Origin of the sequence: Caldicoprobacter algeriensis, assembly GCF_023838525.1 — a bacterium.
Lineage (GTDB): Bacteria > Bacillota > Clostridia > Caldicoprobacterales > Caldicoprobacteraceae > Caldicoprobacter > Caldicoprobacter algeriensis.
This window is the reverse complement of record NZ_JAHUQD010000001.1, coordinates 76,481-94,328: the sequence shown is the minus strand read 5'-3', so window position 1 is coordinate 94,328 and position 17,848 is coordinate 76,481. Positions and strand designations below refer to the sequence as shown.

Below are 17,848 nucleotides of genomic sequence, written 5' to 3'. Positions count from 1 at the left end.
GTTTGCCGTTGTTTAAAGTCAGGGTGATTTTTAGGCAAATATGTGATGTACTTGCTGGGCGAATGGATTGCCAAATATCAACTCCATGATGAATACAGCGTTACCATCGGTAAGCGTGGTTTCCGTGTGCAAAGCAGGTGTTTGTCGGCAATTGTTGAATAAAGAACGTTTTTTTGCCTTGACAAACGCTTTTTTAAGCGTTATATTTAAACATGCATATTAAACAGTTGTTTAATATAAGCGTTTATTAGGCACTTTTTTGATCTATATGACGAGGTGAGATACTATCATGATTGCATTTAGCAGGTTTGTGGTGAAGCATAGAAAAGCAGTACTTGCGCTGTTTTTGACCCTCTTGATTCCGTCTGTTTTCGGCATATTCTTAACGCGAGAAAATTACGACATATTATCGTATATGCCCAATTATTTGAACTCCCGGAAAGGAGAAGAGATTTTAGAGGAAAATTTTAACCTTTCGGGGCAGGCTTTTCTGGTGGTTAAGGATAGGGAAATGTGGGAAGTTAAGGATATAAAATCCCGCATCGAGGCTGTAGATGGAGTGAAAGATGTAATATGGGTTGACGATTTTGAGGATATAACTTTGCCGGCCGAGTTTATGAACCCTGATATCCGAAAAAATTTCTTTTCTGGCAGCTCTACCATTTTGCAGATTCAGTTTGCCGACAGTGCCAGGTCTGAGTCCACAATGCGGGCAATAAATGAGATAAGGAAAATCATAGACAGGGATATGCTGTTTGGCGGAGAACCGGTCATTATGAATGACCTTAAAGCCATAACTTCAAAGGAAATGGTATACTACATGGTCATTGCTGTAATATCTATATACCTCATACTCTCGGCTTCTATGACCTCGTTCATTGAACCGTTACTATTTCTTGCCTCAATAGGAATTGCCATTTTGCTCAATATGGGTACCAACGTTATAAAAGGCGAAATATCATTTATAACAGCCTCTATAGCTGCTGTCATGCAGCTGGGCGTATCCATGGATTATTCCATCTTCCTGCTACATAGGTTTGAGGAAGAAAAGCAAAAACATCCCAATATAGATGATGCCATGGTTGCGGCCATGTCGAGAACGGGTGTGCCGGTGATGGGCAGTGCCCTTACCACCATTGCGGGGTTTGTGGCGCTGATGTTTATGAAGAACGGCATAGGCCGCGATTTGGGATTTGTTTTGGCCAAGGGAATAATATTCAGCCTTTTGATGAATATCACTGTTCTTCCCTGCCTGATCCTGATGTTTAACAAATATGCAGACAGGCACAGGCACAAACCCATCATTCCCACCTTCAAACGGGTTTCGCAGTGGGTTGTGAAATTTAGATGGGTTTTCCTTGTCGTAATAATAGTGCTGGCTGTGCCTTCATTTTTAGCTCAGAGAAATCTTCAGTATTACTACAGCATGGAGCATTATTTGCCCGAGAACTCCCGGGCTGCGGTAGATACCGACAAGATTAGAGAAAGCTTTATGAATACCGAAGTTGTGTATGTGTTGATTCCTGATGAAGGAGCAATAAAGGAAAAGGAATTGATAAATAGGATTGAGACTATAGATGCGGTGGATTCGGTAGCTGCTTTATCCCGTCAGATTGACGTGACCATACCTGAAAGCTTTATTCCCCGCGATATAAGGGAAAAATATGTAAAAGGGGGTTACAGGTATTTCGAAGTGCGCCTTAAGACTCCTTCGGATGACCCGCGGACGTTTGAAGCGGTTGACCATATAAGGGAAGCTGCCGGCGAGATGTTTGGCGAGTATTATGTGACCGGGTCTCCGGCGCTGACAAGGGATCTGGCCGGGTTGGTGGCTGCGGATAATAAGACGGTCTCCATAATATCCATAGGCCTGATATTGGCCATTATAGGTTTCAGCTATATGTCGCTTTCTCTTCCGTTTTTGCTTGTGCTGGTGATTGAAATGGCCATATGGATAAACTTAAGCATACCGTATTTTCAGGGGGTTACCGTCTCATCCTTGACGCCGATAGTTATAGGAGCTATTCAGCTGGGAGCCACAGTGGACTATGCCATTTTGTTTACCAGCCGTTACAAGGAAAACCGTGAAAGGATGAAGGATAGGCTAGAGGCCATAAGGCAAACAATAGAAGATACCGGACGTTCTGTACTGACCAGCGCCCTGACCATGATAGCTGCCACGCTGGGCATTGCATTGATTGCCAGCATAAAGGCAACGGGAGAGCTGACGATGATGATCGGAAGGGGTGCGGCTATAAGCATGGCGGTGATCTTCCTCGGGTTGCCTTCCGTGTTTCTGATATTCGACAGGCTGATTGGCTGGACCACAAAAAACTGGGCAAGAGCTGAAAAGTCGAGCAAATAAAAAATGCCAGTAAATAGGTTTAAGGGAGATGTAAATAAATATGCAAAGAAGGGGTGAGAGTTTATGAATGTTAAAAATATGATGAAAAGGGTACTATCGAGAACACTGCTGTTTTCGGTTATACTTTGTTTCGTATTGATGCCAATGGGTGTGACCTATGCTTATAGAGGTTTAAAAGTAGCATTGGCTCAACCATCTGGCCAAAACGTGGATGATGGTTCGGGCTTTGTTGCCAAAGATGAGACCGTCTACGTGATTCTTGACCATGACGGTAAGGTGCTGGAACAAAGGGTTGTCAACCGAATTTAGGTGTACGAAAGATCCGCGATGGCTTGAAGCAGTTTGGCGCTGCTGCGCAACCGCTGGCGAGCGGCGGCAAGCAAATGGCTGAGGGCAAACAGGCACTTGAGAAAGGGATTTCTGATCTTGTTGCAGGAAGCAAAAAATTAGATAAAAGCCCCAATGAGTTGGTAGCAGGTTTTGATGCCAGCATTCAAGGTTTTAATGAGTTAAATGATGGGGTGACAAAGCTGGCCGAAGGCCTTAATGGAGTGGCTGCCGGGATGAACAGTCTGGTTGATTCTGCAGGGGAAGTATCTTCTGCTGTAAATTCTCTGGCGCAGGCTGCCAGCCAGCTACAGGATGCTGCTAGTGGTTAGGCAAATAACATGGCGCCTGGACTGTTACAGCTTGTGAATATAAACGAGGAAATGTTGACTATAGCCCAAAAGCTGGTGCAGGAGCAGCCTGAAGGTTCTGATTTGTATAAGCTGGGGCAGATGGTCATTGAGCAAAACAGGCTTATAGAGAGTATGGGTGGCCCGGAATGCATTATAAACAATGGTGCGCAGCTTTTAGGGGCAATAAATGAGGTGAAAGAAGCGGTAGATAAATTAAAAGAAGGGTTAGACAGCCAGTTCATTCCCGGAATTCAGGCCGTAAACGATTCAATTGCCAGTTTGGCATTGGGTGCTAAGGCTACCCTTGATGGAATGGAAGAATACCAAAAAGGGCAAACAGCTTACAGGCAAGGCCTTGTAAAGTATGTTGAGGGAGTGGGGAATGTTACCGCTGGATTGAATGCCTTGAGCGGGAATTTGACAAGTATGTTTACGGGAATGGATTCTTTGGTCAAGGTTTTGGAGAAGATGGAAGAGGGCTTAAGTGCAATGGATTCCCAGGGCCTCTCCGAAATGGAAGAGGGAATCATACAGGCAATTGATGACATGCGCTTTGCCAAGGCATTGAAGCAGCGAATGGAGGAGCTGGCTGACGGCTACAGGTCCTTCATGGATAACGAAAGAAACAAGAACAGCAGCGTTCAGTTTATCATGAGAACCAGGGAAATAGAGTATGAAGAGGATAGAGGAGAAGTACAGGATGTTCAGGATATCCAGCCCAAGATGAATTTATGGGAACGGTTGCTAGATTTTCTCGGTCTATAGAAAATTTACCATTTTTGAAGGAATTTTCGAGTTTTTGTCGAATATATAACATTGTAGGGGACCTGCGATTAGCTATGAAATGTAAATACTTGTAAAGTATTATTTGCTTTGAAGTAAGTGTTTCAAGATGCTTTGAGAGATATAAAGAGATACTTTGAGAGATAGATGCAGTAGAAGGACGAGATTTGTAAAATGAGACAGTTGGATTTTATGACAAGCTAAAATTTTGCAAGAAAGGAGGAGTGGCGCAGAAGGCTCTTTTTTAAGGGGTCTTCTGCGTTACTGTATAATGAGATGATAAAAATAAGGTTTTTAGGCGCGGTAGATGGGGTAACGGGGTCATGCCATATAATCGAGTTTAATGATAAGCTTATACTGCTTGACTGTGGCCTGTATCAGGGGAAGGATGAGGGGCTGAACTATGCGGAATTTGAGTTCAATCCGGTTGACATCGACTATTTATTTTTAAGCCACAGCCATATAGACCACAGCGGAAGAATTCCCTTGCTGGTCAAGAAGGGCTTTAAGGGAACCATATATTGTTCAAAGCCTACCTATGATTTGTGCGAGGTTATGTTGCTTGACAGTGCACACATTCAGGAAGCCGAGGCGGAATGGAAAAACAGGAAAGCAAAGCGTTCGGGCAAGCCGCTGGTTGATCCGCTTTATACCCAAGCCGATGTACACGACAGCCTGAGATTTTTTAAGCCGGTACTGTATGGCCAGATTGTTAAGGTGGATGACGATTTGACAGTGAGGTTCAGCGATGCCGGGCATATACTGGGTTCTTCCATAATCGAGATGTGGTTTAAAGATGAGAATGAGGTGATCAAGATTGTCTACTCAGGAGACCTGGGCACGAAGGAAAAGCCTTTGCTGAAGGACCCGGCAGCGATCGATAGTGCAGATTATGTTATAATGGAGTCAACGTATGGGGACAGGGAACACAAGGACGTTGAGCAAGCGGAACAGCAGCTGATCGACATAATACTGAAAACTGCTGAGAGGGGAGGCAGTGTCATCATACCCTCTTTTGCGGTGGGCAGAACCCAGGAGATAATATATCACCTGAACAAGTATTATGACAAAAAATTGAGTGAAGCGGGGGAAAGGGAAAATAGATTGAGGAAAATACCAGTATATGTAGACAGCCCACTTGCCATAAGGGCGACTGAAGTATTTGCTCGCAATGCCCATGTGTTTGACGAGGAAGCAAGGGATTATCTGATGAAAGGAGATAATCCGCTGTATTTTGGAAATCTCCATTTTATTCAAAGCGTTGAGGAATCTAAAATGCTCAATTTTTCCAATGAACCCAAGATAATCATCTCGTCCAGCGGCATGTGTGAGGCAGGACGAATTAAACATCATCTGAAACATAATCTGTGGAAAAAGGAGTGCAGCGTGGTATTTGTTGGATATCAGGCTGAAGGTACCCTTGGAAGGAGAATTTTGGATGGCGCCAAAGAGGTCAAGATACTGGGAGAGGATATTCGTGTAAACGCTGAGATATATGATGTGGAAGGTTTTTCTAGCCACGCCGATAAAAAAGGGTTGGTAAACTGGCTCAAAAATTTTAACGAGAAACCCAAAAAGGTGTTTTTAGTACACGGAGAGTCTGAAGCCAAGGAAGGGCTTGCAAAAGAGATAAATGATATTTTAGGAATCGAATGCCTAATTCCGGCTTACAATACGGCCTACGAAGTAAGAGGCAAGACCGAGGTGAAAGAGATAGATGTTGCGGGTAGAGAAGAGTTAGAGGTTTCAGGACAGGTTGAAAGAGCATATATAGAAAAGCTGAAGAATGAGATTGTGAATATAAGGCACTTAATTGAAAATGCCTTAAAGCTCATCGAAGAGTATCTAAACAGCGATAACGTGGATATGGAAAAGTACAGAAAGATCAACAACAGTTTACTGGAGATAGAAAGCAAAGTCATGGACCTTACTATATTGGGTGGAAGGTAGGGCGAGAAAAAGAAGTTTTTTCTGTAGCAAGTCTGGTCGATGGTACAGGAAGCCACCACCTCCATAGGTAGGTGATAGTTCACGTTGTTAATTGTGGTTAATGAATTATAAAAGAAAAACCTGATAATTGTCTATGCAAAAGAGGTTTGAGCTTATCAAATCAATGTTTAAGGCTGATGGTGGAGAGAATCATCGCAAGCTTGTCATTGGAGAGGGTGTACACCGTTTTTATGCGCAAATGCTGCCTGGCCAGTCATGAATGCCTACATAAATCAAGATTAGGGTGTATATAATCTTCTGTATGAAGATAGTGCAAGAAGCCGCTGGACGACTGAAGGTTAGATCAAATCTGGATGAAAATAGTTAAAGTAGGGTCTTGACAACATGTGGTAAGTTATGATAAGTTTTATCTAGAATTGAAACCAGGAAGGTTTCAGAGAGGCATATTAAAAATTTTGTTTAAATTGAGCCCATGAAGGGAAAACCCATGAAGGGTTATAGAGACGTTGAGTCTTGCCTTTTATGGGTTATTTTATTTTTTTAAAGGAGTTGGTGCTATGCATATGGCTGATGCCTTGATTTCACCGGCCGTTGGTGGAACCATGCTGGCAGCTACTGCTGGAATTGCGGCTTATTCCGCTAAAAAGGTTCAAAATGATATGGATGAAAGCAAAATTCCTCTGATGGGAGTCATGGGTGCGTTTGTCTTTGCGGCACAGATGATCAATTTTTCGATACCCGGCACCGGTTCCAGCGGACATCTTGGCGGGGGAATGCTGCTGGCAATACTTCTGGGGCCTTATGCGGCATTCCTTACAATGGCATCGATTTTGCTGATACAGGCACTGTTCTTTGGTGATGGTGGATTGCTAGCTTATGGGTGTAATGTTTTTAACCTTGGCTTTTATACCTGCTTTGTAGCTTATCCGCTTATTTACAAAAAGCTTGTGCGTAAAGGCGTTAATCCAAGGAGTATTTTTGTTGGTTCTATGGTTTCATCGGTGGTTGGCTTGCAGCTTGGGGCTTTCAGCGTTGTGGTTCAGACGCTCTTGTCAGGGAAGACTGAACTGCCTTTTGGCCAATTCTTGTTGCTTATGCAGCCTATACACCTTGCCATTGGAGTCATTGAAGGGCTGGCTACTGCAGCAATAGTTACCTTTATATGGAGAGCTAGACCCGAAATATTAGAAAGAGTAGCTTTTGGGAAATCGCTTGGTGGTGTGCCCATCAAGAAGGTCCTGACAGGGCTTGTGGTTGCGGTGGTTATAGTAGGTGGTTTGCTTTCCTGGTTTGCCTCCACCAATCCTGATGGTTTGGAATGGTCTATTGAAAGAGTAATGGGTACAACTGAACTGGAAACTCCCGATGGTATTCACAAGGTGTTTTCTGAGATCCAAAGCAGGACTGCGTTTTTGCCTGACTATGGCTTTAAAACAGATCAAGATGATGTTCAAAATCAACCGGCTGTAGAGGATGAAGAATCCTGGCCTTCGGTTAATGCCGGAACAAGCGTTTCGGGTATAGTAGGAGGAGCTATGACGCTTGTGTTGGCCGCATTTATGGGATGGATTATAAACATCTTAAAGAAAAAGAGGGGCAAAGCCGTTGCTTAACAGGGCTGCTGTTTAATATTTTACCTTTGGGAATGGTCTGTATGTCGAACATCATAAATTCGTTATATAACATAAGGTTGCTGGATGACCTGGCTAGAAAAAAGACATTTATACATAGCATTCATCCGCTGATAAAACTGCTTACCACCATTGTTTATGTGGCTGTGCTTGCATCGTTTGAAAGGCATGAGGTTAGCGCTCTTTTGCCTTTTGTCTTTTATCCTGTATTCATTCTTTCTTTTGCCGAGATACCGGTGGTTCCGATTCTGAAAAGAGTATTGCTTGTTGAGCCTTTGATTATAGGGATTGGAATATTAAATCCGTTATTTGACAATTATATAGTTGTGTTTGGTGACATTGTTGTTTCAAGGGGATGGCTTACTTTTTTGTCCATTTTCATAAAATGCAGCTTAGCGGTGACGGTCAGCATTTTATTGGTAGCAACCACGGGGATGGACAGACTGGCCATTGCACTGCGGATGCTTAAAATTCCTAGAATTTTTGCTCTGCAGCTTTTATTGACCTACCGATATATATGGTTGCTGATTGAAGAGTCTCTAAGGATGGTGCGAGCGTATTCCCTGAGGGCGCCAGGCCAAAAAGGGGTAAAGATAAATGATTTAGGTTCTTTTTTAGGCCAGATGTTGCTTAGGGCTTTTGACAGGGCACAGCGGATATATCAAGCAATGAGCTTAAGAGGCTTTACGGGTGAGTATAATGCCGGTGATGTACCGAAGATAAAGTTTAGGGATTTCGTATACTTTGCGGCATGGAGCCTGTTCTTTATTATTGCTAGGATCTACAATATCGCCGTATTAATAGGAGCGTTGTTTACAGGAGTGGGTAGATAGATGAGTCATCATAAACTTGAAGCTAGAAGTTTGTATTTTTCATATCCGGATGGACATGAGGCCGTGAAAAACGTGTCTTTTACTATTTATCACGGAGAATCTGTAGGGTTGATTGGTGCTAATGGGGCTGGAAAGTCTACGCTATTGATGCTGCTTATGGGCATTTTGTTTCCAAGTCGCGGAGAAGTGCTGGTTGGAGATGTTAGGTTGACAAAAAAGACGTTACCCGCTATACGCCAGAGATTAGGGTTCGTTTTTCAGAACCCTGATGATCAACTGTTTATGACCACTGTTTATGATGATGTGGCTTTTGGGCCGCGAAATTACGGGCTTGATGAGGACGAAGTAAAGATTAGAGCAGAAAAAGCGTTGGAAATGGTGGGGATACCTCATCTTAGGGATAGAGCGCCTTTTAAATTATCAGGTGGAGAAAAACGGGTAGCTGCAATTGCATCTGTTTTATCTATGCAACCCGATATATTGATAATGGATGAGCCAACGTCTGCCCTTGACCCTAAATCAAGACGGAGAGTAATAAATTTGCTAAAAAACTTTGAACATACAAAGATAATCGCCAGCCATGATTTGGATATGGTGCTTGAGACCTGCAGAAGGGTGATTGTGTTAAATGAAGGTGAAATAGCGGCGGATGGAATCACGGAGGAGATTTTGTTCAACAAAGAATTGCTGGAGAGCTGTGGGCTGGAAATACCTCTTTCTCTTCAAAATTGTCCTGTATGTGGGACTTTTAAATCCCACATTTCGCATGTTAAAAAATGGGATTTATCTTTTTCGTGTAAATGTCAGGACTAAATCCCAACCATTCTAGCATCTTCAATATCTTTGGTGAAGTATCATTTGGCAAATACAGATCACCATTGAAATATATAACCAATACTGTCTCCAATACCTCAAGTATAGTCCTAACCGATGGTCGAGTCGATTTTTGACCATTTGGCTGAATATAATATTCTCCCCTCTCCCTCAATGCCTTCCTTACTCTGTACTCTAAATAACTCGCTATCAGTAAAACAAGTATAAATACACATCCCAGCGCTTCTACTCGCTCAGGTTTCTTCAAATATACTGGCCCTAAGTACACTGGACTTTTTAAAAACTTAAATGCCTGCTCTATTGAACTTTGCCCTTTATATTCTGCCAGTATCCTCCATCCAGGATGTCACCGCCGGTGTATAATTGACCCAGGAGCAACGAAAAGGAATTGACCCACCCCCTGGCGAATTATCCCTCTGATTAATCCTATTAACTATAAATGAGCAAAATCACAGGAATAAACCACATAAAAAGGTATATAAAAATTAAAATATCTATGTCATTCTTTGTTATAATTAAATTATCACAAAAAAACAAAAAGTCAGATTAAACATGTTATAGCTTTCATATGTGCTATGATGCTAATAAGAATGCCATTTTCAACGAGAAAGCATTGAAAGCATTTATAAGCCTTGATCCTAATATAGATGCCCAAAGCTTGCTAAATCATTACGTTCACAGGTGGCCAATAGAGACATTTTTAGAGAAAGCAAGAGGTACCTGGGCCTTGATGATTGTCAGGTAAAAAATGAAAGAAGCATAAGGAGATACTTTGTACTACTCATGCTTACCTATGTTTATTGTGAACTTGAAGTAAGCGGTGATGTACTCAACTTTTCTAAGCGGCTTAAGCTCTCTCGCAAGGAGATTAAACAAAACCAAATAGCCTGGATTTATATGCAAGTTCAGGCGGGAACCCCCTTAGATCAGATTTTCCAATTACTAAAGATTGCATAAGGGTATACTAGCTTCTTGTAATGGTAAATATTTCTAGTAAATTTGCTCATTTATAGTCCTGAATATAATAAATTCCGGGATTTTGAAAACCCCGGAACCCTTGATTTTACTGGTGCGAAAGGGGGGACTCGAACCCCCACGGGCTTGAAGCCCACTAGACCCTGAATCTAGCGCGTCTGCCAATTCCACCACTTTCGCACGCTATTTATTTATTATGGTGGAGGGGGATGGATTCGAACCACCGAAGGCTGCGCCAACAGATTTACAGTCTGCCCCCTTTGACCACTCGGGCACCCCTCCACGTTTGGTGCCTCGGGGCGGAATCGAACCACCGACACGCGGATTTTCAGTCCGCTGCTCTACCAACTGAGCTACCGAGGCTTTTTAATTGGCGACCCGGAAGGGACTTGAACCCTCGACCTCTAGCGTGACAGGCTAGCGTTCTAACCAGCTGAACTACCGGGCCGCATTTATGGTGGGCCTTCAGGGATTCGAACCCCGGACCAACCGGTTATGAGCCGGCTGCTCTGACCGCTGAGCTAAAGGCCCATATCAATCTCTTGTTTTATTCATTTGTGGTGACCCCTAGGGGATTCGAACCCCTGTTACCGCCGTGAAAGGGCGGTGTCTTAACCACTTGACCAAGGGGCCGCTCTCTGGTCGGGGTGGAGGGATTTGAACCCCCGGCCCCATGCTCCCAAAGCACGTGCGCTACCAAGCTGCGCCACACCCCGACTCTTTTGAGTCACTTTCCGAAGGCAAATATTAATATACAGCATTTAAATTATTCTGTCAAGAGGGAAAAATTTTTTTATTTTTGTTGTTCCGATATGGTATAATTACAGACGGATAACTATGCTTTGGAAGAAAGGGGAGGATTGCATGAACATAACCCACAATTACAATCCCTCTACCAATACGTGGGAAGTTTCTTTATCAGGCGAGGTGGACGTATACAATGCACCCCAGCTGAAGGAGGTCCTTCACAGCCTTTTGGACCAGCATAACTCAAGCATAGTGATAGACTGCCAGGGCCTTAAGTACATCGATAGCACTGGATTGGGCGTGCTGATCGGGGTTTTGAAGAGAGTGAAGGACAACAACGGCAGTATATCCATAAGGAATTTGAAACCTTACATTAAGAAAATTTTTACAATCACCGGGCTTGATAAAATATTTTTGATTGAGGTGCAGGAATGATGAACATGGACAGCGTCTATTTAAGGGTGCCAGCAAAGCCTGAGTATATGCTGGTCATACGGTTGACGACTTCAGCGGTGGCCAGCCGGGCTGGTTTTGATGTAGATGAGATTGAGGATATAAAGCTGGCGGTGTCTGAGGCTGGGACCTTTATGATGAACCATGACAAGGGCATAGAGTGGTTGGAGCTTGAGTTTAAGGTGGACAAGGAGGAGGGCATATGGATTGATATATTTGCATCTGAAGCCGCTCATCAAGATGTGCTGTTTTCGAACAATGAGCAGTCAGAACTCAGCTTTTATATAATGGAGTCCCTTATGGATGGAGTAGAGAAAGCAATCGATAATGGATTTTTAAGGGGTATAAAGATGTACAAAAAATTTGGGGGTTAGTTTTTAATGAGCGTACAGACATCTACAAAGTCAGGTGCCGAAAATTTGGAAGCTTTGCTGAAGGAGTATTGTAAGACCAGGGACATAGAGCTGAGAAACCTTTTGGTGCAGAAATATTTATATATTGCCGAAATAATAGCCAAGAAGTTTGCCAACCGGGGAATCGACTTTGACGATTTGTATCAGGTGGCTTCGCTGGCTTTGATAAAGGCTCTGGAGCGTTATGATATAAACAAGGGCTATAAGTTTTCCAGCTTTGCAACTCCTACCATAATTGGAGAGATAAAGAACTATTTCCGCGACAGAAGCAGAATAATCCGGCTGCCCAGGAAGGAGAGCGAGATGCTCAAAAAGCTGGAGGAAGCCAGGGCACATCTTTCAGCTACTCTTGGGCGTTCGCCCAAACCCGAGGAGCTTGCCGAGTATTTGGATGTGACCGCTGAAGAGGTTTTGGAGCTGATGGAATCCAATCAAAAGACCAATCCTCTTTCGCTGGATTATTATATAGACGAAGATAATGAAACTGACCTGTCAGCAGTAATAGGTCATGAGGAGAATGGCTATATAAACGTTGAAAATAGAGACTTTATCGACAGCGTCATGGACAAGCTAAATGATGTGGAGAAAAAGATCATATACGAACGTTTTTATAATCAGCGAAGCCAGAAGGATATAGCGGAAGAGATGGGCGTTTCGCAGATGTATGTTTCCAGGCTTGAACGAAAAATTTTGAGGAAGCTCAAACACATGTTTAAAAACAGCATCTGAGTGATCGCTTTGATGTAAAATGATTACAATTGTTTTGTTTAAATGCTATAAAGAAGGGTAGTTATATAATTAAGGAGCCACGTTTTATTGAGTAAAACGATTTAAATCAGTCAATTGAATTTGAGCAGCACCAGTTTTTGGAGGTAGTGCCGGAGATGTTGTTGTTTAAAAAGGAAATTGTAGGGGCTAATCCACAGATGGTCAGAGGGCTGGTAAGGGAAATAATGGATTGTATAGAGGCTTGGCATCACCTGGAGGAAGAAGAGGATTATGAATTCCGCCTCATAATCAATGAACTTATCGTCAATGGCATTGTCCACGGGAATAAGTGCTTTGATGACAAGGTATTGACAGTGATTGTCCATGCGCTGGATGATAATACCGTATCCATATGTATAAGGGATCAGGGAAGGGGTTTTAATTACAGGGAAATAGAAAGAGGTATTTTCCCCTGTGATTCTTTTTTGCTTTTGGAAAGGGGGAGGGGACTTAAAATAGTGCAGAGCATATGTGATGATATTAAATTCAGCAAGAATGGCAGCTGGATTAGCGTAAAGAAATCCATAAAGTCATAAGGGGATATAAACTGATTCGCTGCAATCAGAATATTTTTATTTTTGGAGGATTTTTTTGTTTTGCGGAGAAATAGAAAATATAGTAGAATAACTTTGAAGGGATTGGAGTTATGGGTAAGGGCCTTGTAATTGGCAGAAGAAGGGTACGCTTTCGCTTTTTTGTTTTTTTGTTTACGGTCATAATGGGCTGTTATTACCTCATACATGCCTCCACTCGTACGCCGGTTTACGGTATCGTGCAGTATGGAGAAATATTGTTAAAGGATAGGGGCGATGCTCTGGTAATCCGGCAGGAAAGCGTGTATGATGCTCCTGAGTACGGGCGGGTTAACTTTTTGGTAGCTGAAGGTGAATCAGTGGAGAAAGAGGCTCCTGTGGCCGTTTTATATAAAGCCAATTACAAGGAAGAGCTGGTGTACCAGCTCTACAACGTGCAGGAGAAGATATTGCTCTATCAGCAGGAAAATATAGTGCAGGAGATCATCGATAAGGATTTGGAGAAGGTGGAGAAGGATATAGTCGGTACAGTTGCATCTATTCAGGTTGCGGTAAGGGATTTGCAGCTGGACAAACTGGATGATTACGAAAAAAGGCTTCGTTCGCTGTTTGCCAGCCGGCAAAAGGTGCTCGACCAGAAGATGGGATCCGACCCTTATCTGGAACGGCTTTACAAGGAAGAGGCTGAGCTTAACAAGCAGCTTGAAGAGTGGAAAGTGGAACTGGTGGCTCCGGAGTCCGGCTTCATAAGCTTTTCTTTGGACGGTATGGAGGACATTCTGGGGGCAAAAGCAGTAAATTATATTACAATTGAGGATTTCAAGAGCTTTTATGGTAAAGATGTGGTGGAACAAGTAGATAGCGGAGAAGATGCAAAAGCTGATCAACCGTTTTTCAAAATCGTACAGCCCGGTAAGTGGTACGCAGCGTGCCTGATATCAAAGCCGCGAATCAACTATGCAGAAGGGCAAGAGGTGGATGTAAGCTTTATAGGCCCTCAGATGCAAGCCATCACAGGCAGGGTACATCGCATTGTCCAAGGGAAAAGTGAAACCCTTGTGATAGTGGAGTTTAATGAGAAGGTCGAGGATTTCATCAATAAGAGAAGCGTAAAAGTAGAGATAAGCAAGAATTTTCAGGGGTTTATGGTGCCTGCCGGCGCTGTTGTTACTCGGCGGGGAGAAAAGGGGATAAGGGTGATTCAGGAGGATTCAGAAGCTTTTGTTCCGGTAGAAATGGTGGCGTCTGATGGTGATAATGCTATAATTTCCGAGAAAGGGGAATCCAAACAGCTGGAGCTTCATGCCAAAGTTCGCATTGAGAGGTGATTTGGCAATGGACGTACAATACAATGTGAAGAGGGTATTGGATAGAGTCGCCGAAGCTGCCCATAGGGCAAATAGGGCACCCGAAGATATTACGGTTGTTGCTGTCACTAAAACCGTTGAGGTGGGCAGGATAATGGAGGCAATCGATGCCGGCATACGGCATATTGGCGAGAATAGGGTGCAGGAGTTTGTAAAAAAGCACGAATTTATTCCCGCCGAGGTAAAGAGACATCTGATTGGAACGTTGCAGACAAACAAAGTGAAATATATAATAGACAAGGTAGACTTGATACATTCGCTTGATCGCATTTCCCTGGCAAAGGAGCTGGACAGGCGTGCGGCGACAGTAAACAGGGTCATTCCTGTTTTAATACAGGTTAACGTATCCAAGGAATCCACAAAGTCGGGCATCTTTGAAGAGGAGCTTGAAAGCTTTATCGAGCGGTTGGAACCGTTCGAGCATATACGGGTAAAGGGATTGATGACCATAGCGCCGTTGTCAAGTAACCCTGAATCTGCACGCCCTTATTTTGCACGGCTCAAAGAGCTGTTCGAAAAAATAAAGGAGAGGAGATATCCTTATATTGATATGGAATATCTATCGATGGGGATGACCAATGATTTTGAGGTGGCCATTGAAGAAGGTGCCAATATCGTGAGGATTGGCAGGGCAATCTTTGGGGAAAGATATGTTTAGAGAAGAGGAGGAATTTTTATGGCGGGCAGTATATTTAACAAGATTTTAAACTTAATTGGGTTGGAAGAAACCGTGATAGAGGAAAACCCGGAAGCCGGTGAACCTGAAGCTGAGGAACAAAATCAAGATCAGGAGTTGGAGGAGCCGTCATTTTGGTCTAGACAAAAGAAAGGCAAAGTTGTCAATATACATACTTCGTCTTATGTAAAAGTGGTCATATATCAGCCTACCTCATTTGAAGATACTCAGATTATTATCAATAATTTAAAGAACAGAAAGCCCATTGTAGTTAACCTGGAGGCGCTGGATACAGCTCTGGCCCAAAGGGTGCTGGATTTCATAAGTGGGGCGGTGTATGCTCTCGATGGGACCATTCAAAAAGTGTCCAGAGGCATATTTGTGCTGGCGCCCAGCAATATCGACATTGTGGGTAACATTCCTGAAGAATTGAAGGGCAAGAGCTTTTATACGCTGGCAAACATCAAGGAAGAGGAAACAGAATAGGGGGAGTGACATTGATATACTGGGGAATCATATATGTACTGCGGGGCATACGATGGTTCCTGAACATACTTTCGTGGTTAATTGTCATCAATGCCCTTATGTCGTGGTTTATAGATCCAACCCATCCCGTTCGATCCTTCGTTATGCGGGTAGTAGAACCTGTGGTCAGCCCTTTTCGCAGGCTAACCGATAGGCTGAATACCTCGGGATTTCCCATAGATTTTTCGCCACTTTTTGCCTATTTGGCAATAATGATTCTGCAGCAGATCATAGAGGTTGTGGAAAACTTTTTGAAGTACAGGGCAGCGTTTTTTTAACGTTTTTGTGGCAATCTAAGAGGGGAGGATATTGATTATGCCGTTGACGCCTATGGATATTCACAATAAGGAATTTTCCCGAAGCTTCAGAGGTTATGACGAGGATGAAGTAGATCAGTTTCTGGATGAAGTTGTACAGGATTTTGAAAAGCTTTATAAAGAAAACCTTGAACTTAAGGAGCGTATTGGCCTTTTAAAGGAACAGCTGGAATACTACAAGTCCATGGAGAGCACCCTGAAGGAGACACTGGTTACGGCACAAAAAACCGCAGAGGAGGTGACGGCCTCGGCGCATAAGAATGCCGAGCTGATCATCAGAGAGGCCGAACAGAAGGCGCAGAAGATCATACAGGACGCCAATGAGCAGGTGGTAAAAATACGAATGGAATATGAAGAGACCAGAAAGCAAATGCAGGTATTCAAAACCAGGTTTAAAACGCTTTTGCAGGAGTATCTTAAAACGATAGAAAGGGAAACAGAATTGCCATCTGTTGAGGATCAGGCTGGTGCTTAAAATCAGCGTGCTATATCGTTGTTGATGAAGTAATATGGCGAGGATAAAAAGTGCTACGAGGGGGTATACTTTTTTCAGTATCCCCTTTTATGTTTTTTGGAGAGATGATACAACATGGAAAGGGATTGTCGGACAAATAATGAGGAGGACACAAAGCAGCAAGCTTATTCAAAGATAGAGGAGATTGCCAGGACTCTTGAGAAGATGAGGTTTGGAGAGTATATAGAATATCTAAATGATACCCGGAGGGTGATACGCACCAATTTCATAGCCGGCTTGGCAAGAGGGTTTGGAATGGCTGTGGGGTTTACCCTGCTTGGCGCCGTGGCACTGTATTTTTTGACCCGGCTGGCTAATGAAAATTTGCCTATAATAGGTGGATTTATAGCAGAAATAGTTAAAATCGTCAAGCAACACCTGTGAACGGCTTTAAAAGGTTCAAGATTTAAAATTGAGGAGTATTGACTGATGTACGGATTTGTCGGGGAAAATAGCAATGTGTCTGTAATCTACAATTAGAAACTTACAACGTAAAACCTAAAAAGGAGACCTAGAAGAAGGGGGAAAAGAGGCTTATGAAGGATTATGAAATAAAATACCTTAAGAAAAAGTTGCTGGACGAACAGCAAAAAGTTGAGTCTATGCTTAATGAGTTTAAGAAGAACAATTTTGGGGTGGATGATTCCATAGGGAACAGCATAGAGGAGTTATCCAAGTACGATAATCATCCTGCCGATTTAGGGACCGAAACCTTTGAGCAGGAAAAGTACGTCTCCTTGCGCAATCACCAACTAGAATACCTTGGCGATATACGCGATGCCCTACAAAGGATAGAGAGGGGAAGCTACGGGATATGTTTATACTGCGGCAAGGAGATAGGCTTTGAACGCCTGGATGCCTATCCAACTGCCAAGCTTTGTATCAACTGCCAGAAGAAAGAGGCTGAAGAGCAGATTAATACCAACTGGGCCTAATTTATGAAAACTTGCTATGAAAGGTGCTTCACCTTATGGTATAATGTAATACAGTGTAAAGAAGTCTATGGAAGGGGAGCACCATGCTGCAGGTATTTATCGTGGCTTTCATAGTGGCCCTTGATCAGGTTACCAAATATCTCGCCAAGACCTATCTTAAGCCAGTGGGGTCTATCCCTTTGGTACAAAATGTATTTCATTTTACCTACGTGGAAAACAGGGGTGCCGCATTCGGCATCTTGCAAAATCAGAGATGGCTTTTTATAGTATTGACGGTTGTAGTCAGTGCAGTAATAGCATATTATCTATTTGCACGCAGGCAAGAGAACATAGTACTCACCATTGCGCTTTCCATGATACTGGGTGGGGCTATAGGCAATCTAATTGATAGGCTGCGGTTGGGATATGTGGTGGATATGCTGCATTTTGTACTTATAGATTACCCTGTCTTCAATGTGGCCGATTCATTCGTGGTGATAGGTACCATATTGCTTGCCTATTATATATTGTTTATGGCAGATTCAAGAGAAAGGCAGCTCAGTTAGGTGT

General features: G+C 43.1%; 21 protein-coding genes, 7 tRNA genes and 1 pseudogene. 21 read left to right on the top strand and 8 right to left on the bottom strand.

Features of this window, described 5'->3' with window-relative positions:
* The first annotated feature begins 289 nt into the window (after nucleotides 1–289).
* The 8 genes from KVG29_RS00495 to KVG29_RS00460 all read left to right on the top strand — a co-directional run bounded on the left by KVG29_RS00495 (nucleotide 290) and on the right by KVG29_RS00460 (nucleotide 9,055).
* Nucleotides 290–2,365 (top strand): efflux RND transporter permease subunit, encoded by a 2,076-nt coding sequence (locus KVG29_RS00495; protein ID WP_252225670.1) that lies wholly within the window; start codon nucleotides 290–292, stop codon nucleotides 2,363–2,365.
* A 78-nt stretch (nucleotides 2,366–2,443) separates the two neighbouring features.
* Nucleotides 2,444–2,674, top strand: a complete 231-nt coding sequence (locus tag KVG29_RS00490; RefSeq protein WP_252225669.1) for a hypothetical protein — start codon at nucleotides 2,444–2,446, stop codon at nucleotides 2,672–2,674.
* 23 nt (nucleotides 2,675–2,697) lie between these two features.
* Complete coding sequence (locus KVG29_RS00485) at nucleotides 2,698–3,024, top strand: hypothetical protein (RefSeq protein WP_252225668.1); 327 nt, start codon at nucleotides 2,698–2,700, stop codon at nucleotides 3,022–3,024.
* Between the two features lie 9 nt (nucleotides 3,025–3,033).
* Nucleotides 3,034–3,810, top strand: a complete 777-nt coding sequence (locus tag KVG29_RS00480; protein WP_252225667.1) for a hypothetical protein — start codon at nucleotides 3,034–3,036, stop codon at nucleotides 3,808–3,810.
* A gap of 294 nt (nucleotides 3,811–4,104) precedes the next feature.
* Nucleotides 4,105–5,778 carry an MBL fold metallo-hydrolase RNA specificity domain-containing protein gene (locus tag KVG29_RS00475; protein ID WP_252225666.1) on the top strand — a complete coding sequence of 558 codons (1,674 nt, stop codon included), beginning with the start codon at nucleotides 4,105–4,107 and terminating at the stop codon, nucleotides 5,776–5,778.
* Nucleotides 5,779–6,335: 557 nt separating this feature from the next.
* Nucleotides 6,336–7,391, top strand: a complete 1,056-nt coding sequence (locus KVG29_RS00470; RefSeq protein WP_252225665.1) for an energy-coupling factor ABC transporter permease — start codon at nucleotides 6,336–6,338, stop codon at nucleotides 7,389–7,391.
* Nucleotides 7,392–7,432: 41 nt separating this feature from the next.
* Nucleotides 7,433–8,242 carry a cobalt ECF transporter T component CbiQ gene (gene cbiQ / locus KVG29_RS00465; RefSeq protein ID WP_252225891.1) on the top strand — a complete coding sequence of 270 codons (810 nt, stop codon included), beginning with the start codon at nucleotides 7,433–7,435 and terminating at the stop codon, nucleotides 8,240–8,242.
* Nucleotides 8,243–9,055 carry an energy-coupling factor ABC transporter ATP-binding protein gene (locus KVG29_RS00460; protein ID WP_252225664.1) on the top strand — a complete coding sequence of 271 codons (813 nt, stop codon included), beginning with the start codon at nucleotides 8,243–8,245 and terminating at the stop codon, nucleotides 9,053–9,055.
* Here the strand turns inward: KVG29_RS00460 and KVG29_RS00455 are convergent.
* Nucleotides 9,012–9,422: pseudogene (locus KVG29_RS00455) on the bottom strand (IS1634 family transposase); the annotation flags it as partial. The gene KVG29_RS00460 and the pseudogene KVG29_RS00455 sit on opposite strands and share 44 nt — an antisense overlap.
* 222 nt (nucleotides 9,423–9,644) lie before the next feature.
* Here KVG29_RS00455 and KVG29_RS00450 point away from each other — a divergent pair.
* The gene (locus KVG29_RS00450; RefSeq protein ID WP_252225662.1) at nucleotides 9,645–9,821 is read left to right on the top strand and encodes a hypothetical protein; all 177 of its coding nucleotides are present in this window, start codon (nucleotides 9,645–9,647) and stop codon (nucleotides 9,819–9,821) included.
* Between the two features lie 322 nt (nucleotides 9,822–10,143).
* On the opposite strand, the gene KVG29_RS00445 is transcribed toward KVG29_RS00450, so the two are convergent.
* From KVG29_RS00445 to KVG29_RS00415, 7 genes are all read right to left on the bottom strand, one after another.
* Nucleotides 10,144–10,231 (bottom strand) — tRNA-Leu (locus tag KVG29_RS00445).
* 17 nt (nucleotides 10,232–10,248) lie between these two features.
* Nucleotides 10,249–10,333 (bottom strand) — tRNA-Tyr (locus KVG29_RS00440).
* Nucleotides 10,334–10,338: 5 nt separating this feature from the next.
* A tRNA-Phe gene (locus KVG29_RS00435) sits at nucleotides 10,339–10,414 on the bottom strand.
* Between the two features lie 8 nt (nucleotides 10,415–10,422).
* Nucleotides 10,423–10,499: transfer RNA gene (locus KVG29_RS00430), tRNA-Asp, on the bottom strand.
* 7 nt (nucleotides 10,500–10,506) lie between these two features.
* Nucleotides 10,507–10,582 (bottom strand) — tRNA-Ile (locus KVG29_RS00425).
* Between the two features lie 27 nt (nucleotides 10,583–10,609).
* Nucleotides 10,610–10,684, bottom strand: a tRNA-Glu gene (locus tag KVG29_RS00420).
* Nucleotides 10,685–10,690: 6 nt separating this feature from the next.
* Nucleotides 10,691–10,767: transfer RNA gene (locus KVG29_RS00415), tRNA-Pro, on the bottom strand.
* A gap of 148 nt (nucleotides 10,768–10,915) precedes the next feature.
* Between KVG29_RS00415 and KVG29_RS00410 the strand changes: the two genes are divergently transcribed.
* The 12 genes from KVG29_RS00410 (at nucleotide 10,916) to lspA (ending at nucleotide 17,844) form a co-directional block, all read left to right on the top strand.
* Nucleotides 10,916–11,233 carry an STAS domain-containing protein gene (locus KVG29_RS00410; protein WP_252225661.1) on the top strand — a complete coding sequence of 106 codons (318 nt, stop codon included), beginning with the start codon at nucleotides 10,916–10,918 and terminating at the stop codon, nucleotides 11,231–11,233.
* Complete coding sequence (locus tag KVG29_RS12335) at nucleotides 11,230–11,625, top strand: ATP-binding protein (RefSeq protein ID WP_276576317.1); 396 nt, start codon at nucleotides 11,230–11,232, stop codon at nucleotides 11,623–11,625. The genes KVG29_RS00410 and KVG29_RS12335 overlap by 4 nt, the downstream gene beginning before the upstream one ends.
* 6 nt (nucleotides 11,626–11,631) lie before the next feature.
* Nucleotides 11,632–12,393 (top strand): sigma-70 family RNA polymerase sigma factor, encoded by a 762-nt coding sequence (locus KVG29_RS00400; protein ID WP_252225660.1) that lies wholly within the window; start codon nucleotides 11,632–11,634, stop codon nucleotides 12,391–12,393.
* A 155-nt stretch (nucleotides 12,394–12,548) separates the two neighbouring features.
* Nucleotides 12,549–12,968: an ATP-binding protein gene (locus KVG29_RS00395; protein WP_252225659.1), complete on the top strand. Its 420-nt coding sequence runs from the start codon at nucleotides 12,549–12,551 to the stop codon at nucleotides 12,966–12,968.
* A gap of 110 nt (nucleotides 12,969–13,078) precedes the next feature.
* Nucleotides 13,079–14,293, top strand: a complete 1,215-nt coding sequence (locus tag KVG29_RS00390; RefSeq protein ID WP_252225658.1) for a biotin/lipoyl attachment domain-containing protein — start codon at nucleotides 13,079–13,081, stop codon at nucleotides 14,291–14,293.
* Nucleotides 14,294–14,300: 7 nt separating this feature from the next.
* Nucleotides 14,301–14,990, top strand: a complete 690-nt coding sequence (locus KVG29_RS00385) for a YggS family pyridoxal phosphate-dependent enzyme (protein WP_252225657.1) — start codon at nucleotides 14,301–14,303, stop codon at nucleotides 14,988–14,990.
* An 18-nt stretch (nucleotides 14,991–15,008) separates the two neighbouring features.
* Nucleotides 15,009–15,494, top strand: coding sequence for a cell division protein SepF (locus KVG29_RS00380; RefSeq protein ID WP_252225656.1), 486 nt, complete (start codon nucleotides 15,009–15,011; stop codon nucleotides 15,492–15,494).
* An 11-nt stretch (nucleotides 15,495–15,505) separates the two neighbouring features.
* Nucleotides 15,506–15,811 carry a YggT family protein gene (locus tag KVG29_RS00375; RefSeq protein ID WP_252225655.1) on the top strand — a complete coding sequence of 102 codons (306 nt, stop codon included), beginning with the start codon at nucleotides 15,506–15,508 and terminating at the stop codon, nucleotides 15,809–15,811.
* 37 nt (nucleotides 15,812–15,848) lie between these two features.
* The gene (locus tag KVG29_RS00370; RefSeq protein ID WP_252225654.1) at nucleotides 15,849–16,325 is read left to right on the top strand and encodes a DivIVA domain-containing protein; all 477 of its coding nucleotides are present in this window, start codon (nucleotides 15,849–15,851) and stop codon (nucleotides 16,323–16,325) included.
* A 114-nt stretch (nucleotides 16,326–16,439) separates the two neighbouring features.
* The gene (locus KVG29_RS00365; RefSeq protein ID WP_252225653.1) at nucleotides 16,440–16,748 is read left to right on the top strand and encodes a DUF5665 domain-containing protein; all 309 of its coding nucleotides are present in this window, start codon (nucleotides 16,440–16,442) and stop codon (nucleotides 16,746–16,748) included.
* A gap of 152 nt (nucleotides 16,749–16,900) precedes the next feature.
* Nucleotides 16,901–17,299, top strand: a complete 399-nt coding sequence (locus KVG29_RS00360) for a TraR/DksA C4-type zinc finger protein (RefSeq protein ID WP_252225652.1) — start codon at nucleotides 16,901–16,903, stop codon at nucleotides 17,297–17,299.
* An 86-nt stretch (nucleotides 17,300–17,385) separates the two neighbouring features.
* Nucleotides 17,386–17,844, top strand: coding sequence for a signal peptidase II (gene lspA, locus KVG29_RS00355; protein ID WP_420840504.1), 459 nt, complete (start codon nucleotides 17,386–17,388; stop codon nucleotides 17,842–17,844).
* Nucleotides 17,845–17,848: the final 4 nt, after the last annotated feature.

What these genes read in the sequence shown, in the direction of transcription:
- KVG29_RS00495 (WP_252225670.1), top strand. Translation starts at nt 290, where the DNA reads ATGATTGCATTTAGCAGGTTTGTGGTGAAGCATAGAAAAGCAGTACTT.
- KVG29_RS00490 (WP_252225669.1), top strand. Translation starts at nt 2,444, where the DNA reads ATGATGAAAAGGGTACTATCGAGAACACTGCTGTTTTCGGTTATACTT.
- KVG29_RS00480 (WP_252225667.1), top strand. Translation starts at nt 3,034, where the DNA reads ATGGCGCCTGGACTGTTACAGCTTGTGAATATAAACGAGGAAATGTTG.
- KVG29_RS00475 (WP_252225666.1), top strand. Translation starts at nt 4,105, where the DNA reads ATGATAAAAATAAGGTTTTTAGGCGCGGTAGATGGGGTAACGGGGTCA.
- KVG29_RS00470 (WP_252225665.1), top strand. Translation starts at nt 6,336, where the DNA reads ATGCATATGGCTGATGCCTTGATTTCACCGGCCGTTGGTGGAACCATG.
- cbiQ (WP_252225891.1), top strand. Translation starts at nt 7,433, where the DNA reads ATGTCGAACATCATAAATTCGTTATATAACATAAGGTTGCTGGATGAC.
- KVG29_RS00460 (WP_252225664.1), top strand. Translation starts at nt 8,243, where the DNA reads ATGAGTCATCATAAACTTGAAGCTAGAAGTTTGTATTTTTCATATCCG.
- KVG29_RS00450 (WP_252225662.1), top strand. Translation starts at nt 9,645, where the DNA reads ATGTGCTATGATGCTAATAAGAATGCCATTTTCAACGAGAAAGCATTG.
- KVG29_RS00410 (WP_252225661.1), top strand. Translation starts at nt 10,916, where the DNA reads ATGAACATAACCCACAATTACAATCCCTCTACCAATACGTGGGAAGTT.
- KVG29_RS12335 (WP_276576317.1), top strand. Translation starts at nt 11,230, where the DNA reads ATGATGAACATGGACAGCGTCTATTTAAGGGTGCCAGCAAAGCCTGAG.
- KVG29_RS00400 (WP_252225660.1), top strand. Translation starts at nt 11,632, where the DNA reads ATGAGCGTACAGACATCTACAAAGTCAGGTGCCGAAAATTTGGAAGCT.
- KVG29_RS00395 (WP_252225659.1), top strand. Translation starts at nt 12,549, where the DNA reads ATGTTGTTGTTTAAAAAGGAAATTGTAGGGGCTAATCCACAGATGGTC.
- KVG29_RS00390 (WP_252225658.1), top strand. Translation starts at nt 13,079, where the DNA reads ATGGGTAAGGGCCTTGTAATTGGCAGAAGAAGGGTACGCTTTCGCTTT.
- KVG29_RS00385 (WP_252225657.1), top strand. Translation starts at nt 14,301, where the DNA reads ATGGACGTACAATACAATGTGAAGAGGGTATTGGATAGAGTCGCCGAA.
- KVG29_RS00380 (WP_252225656.1), top strand. Translation starts at nt 15,009, where the DNA reads ATGGCGGGCAGTATATTTAACAAGATTTTAAACTTAATTGGGTTGGAA.
- KVG29_RS00370 (WP_252225654.1), top strand. Translation starts at nt 15,849, where the DNA reads ATGCCGTTGACGCCTATGGATATTCACAATAAGGAATTTTCCCGAAGC.
- KVG29_RS00365 (WP_252225653.1), top strand. Translation starts at nt 16,440, where the DNA reads ATGGAAAGGGATTGTCGGACAAATAATGAGGAGGACACAAAGCAGCAA.
- KVG29_RS00360 (WP_252225652.1), top strand. Translation starts at nt 16,901, where the DNA reads ATGAAGGATTATGAAATAAAATACCTTAAGAAAAAGTTGCTGGACGAA.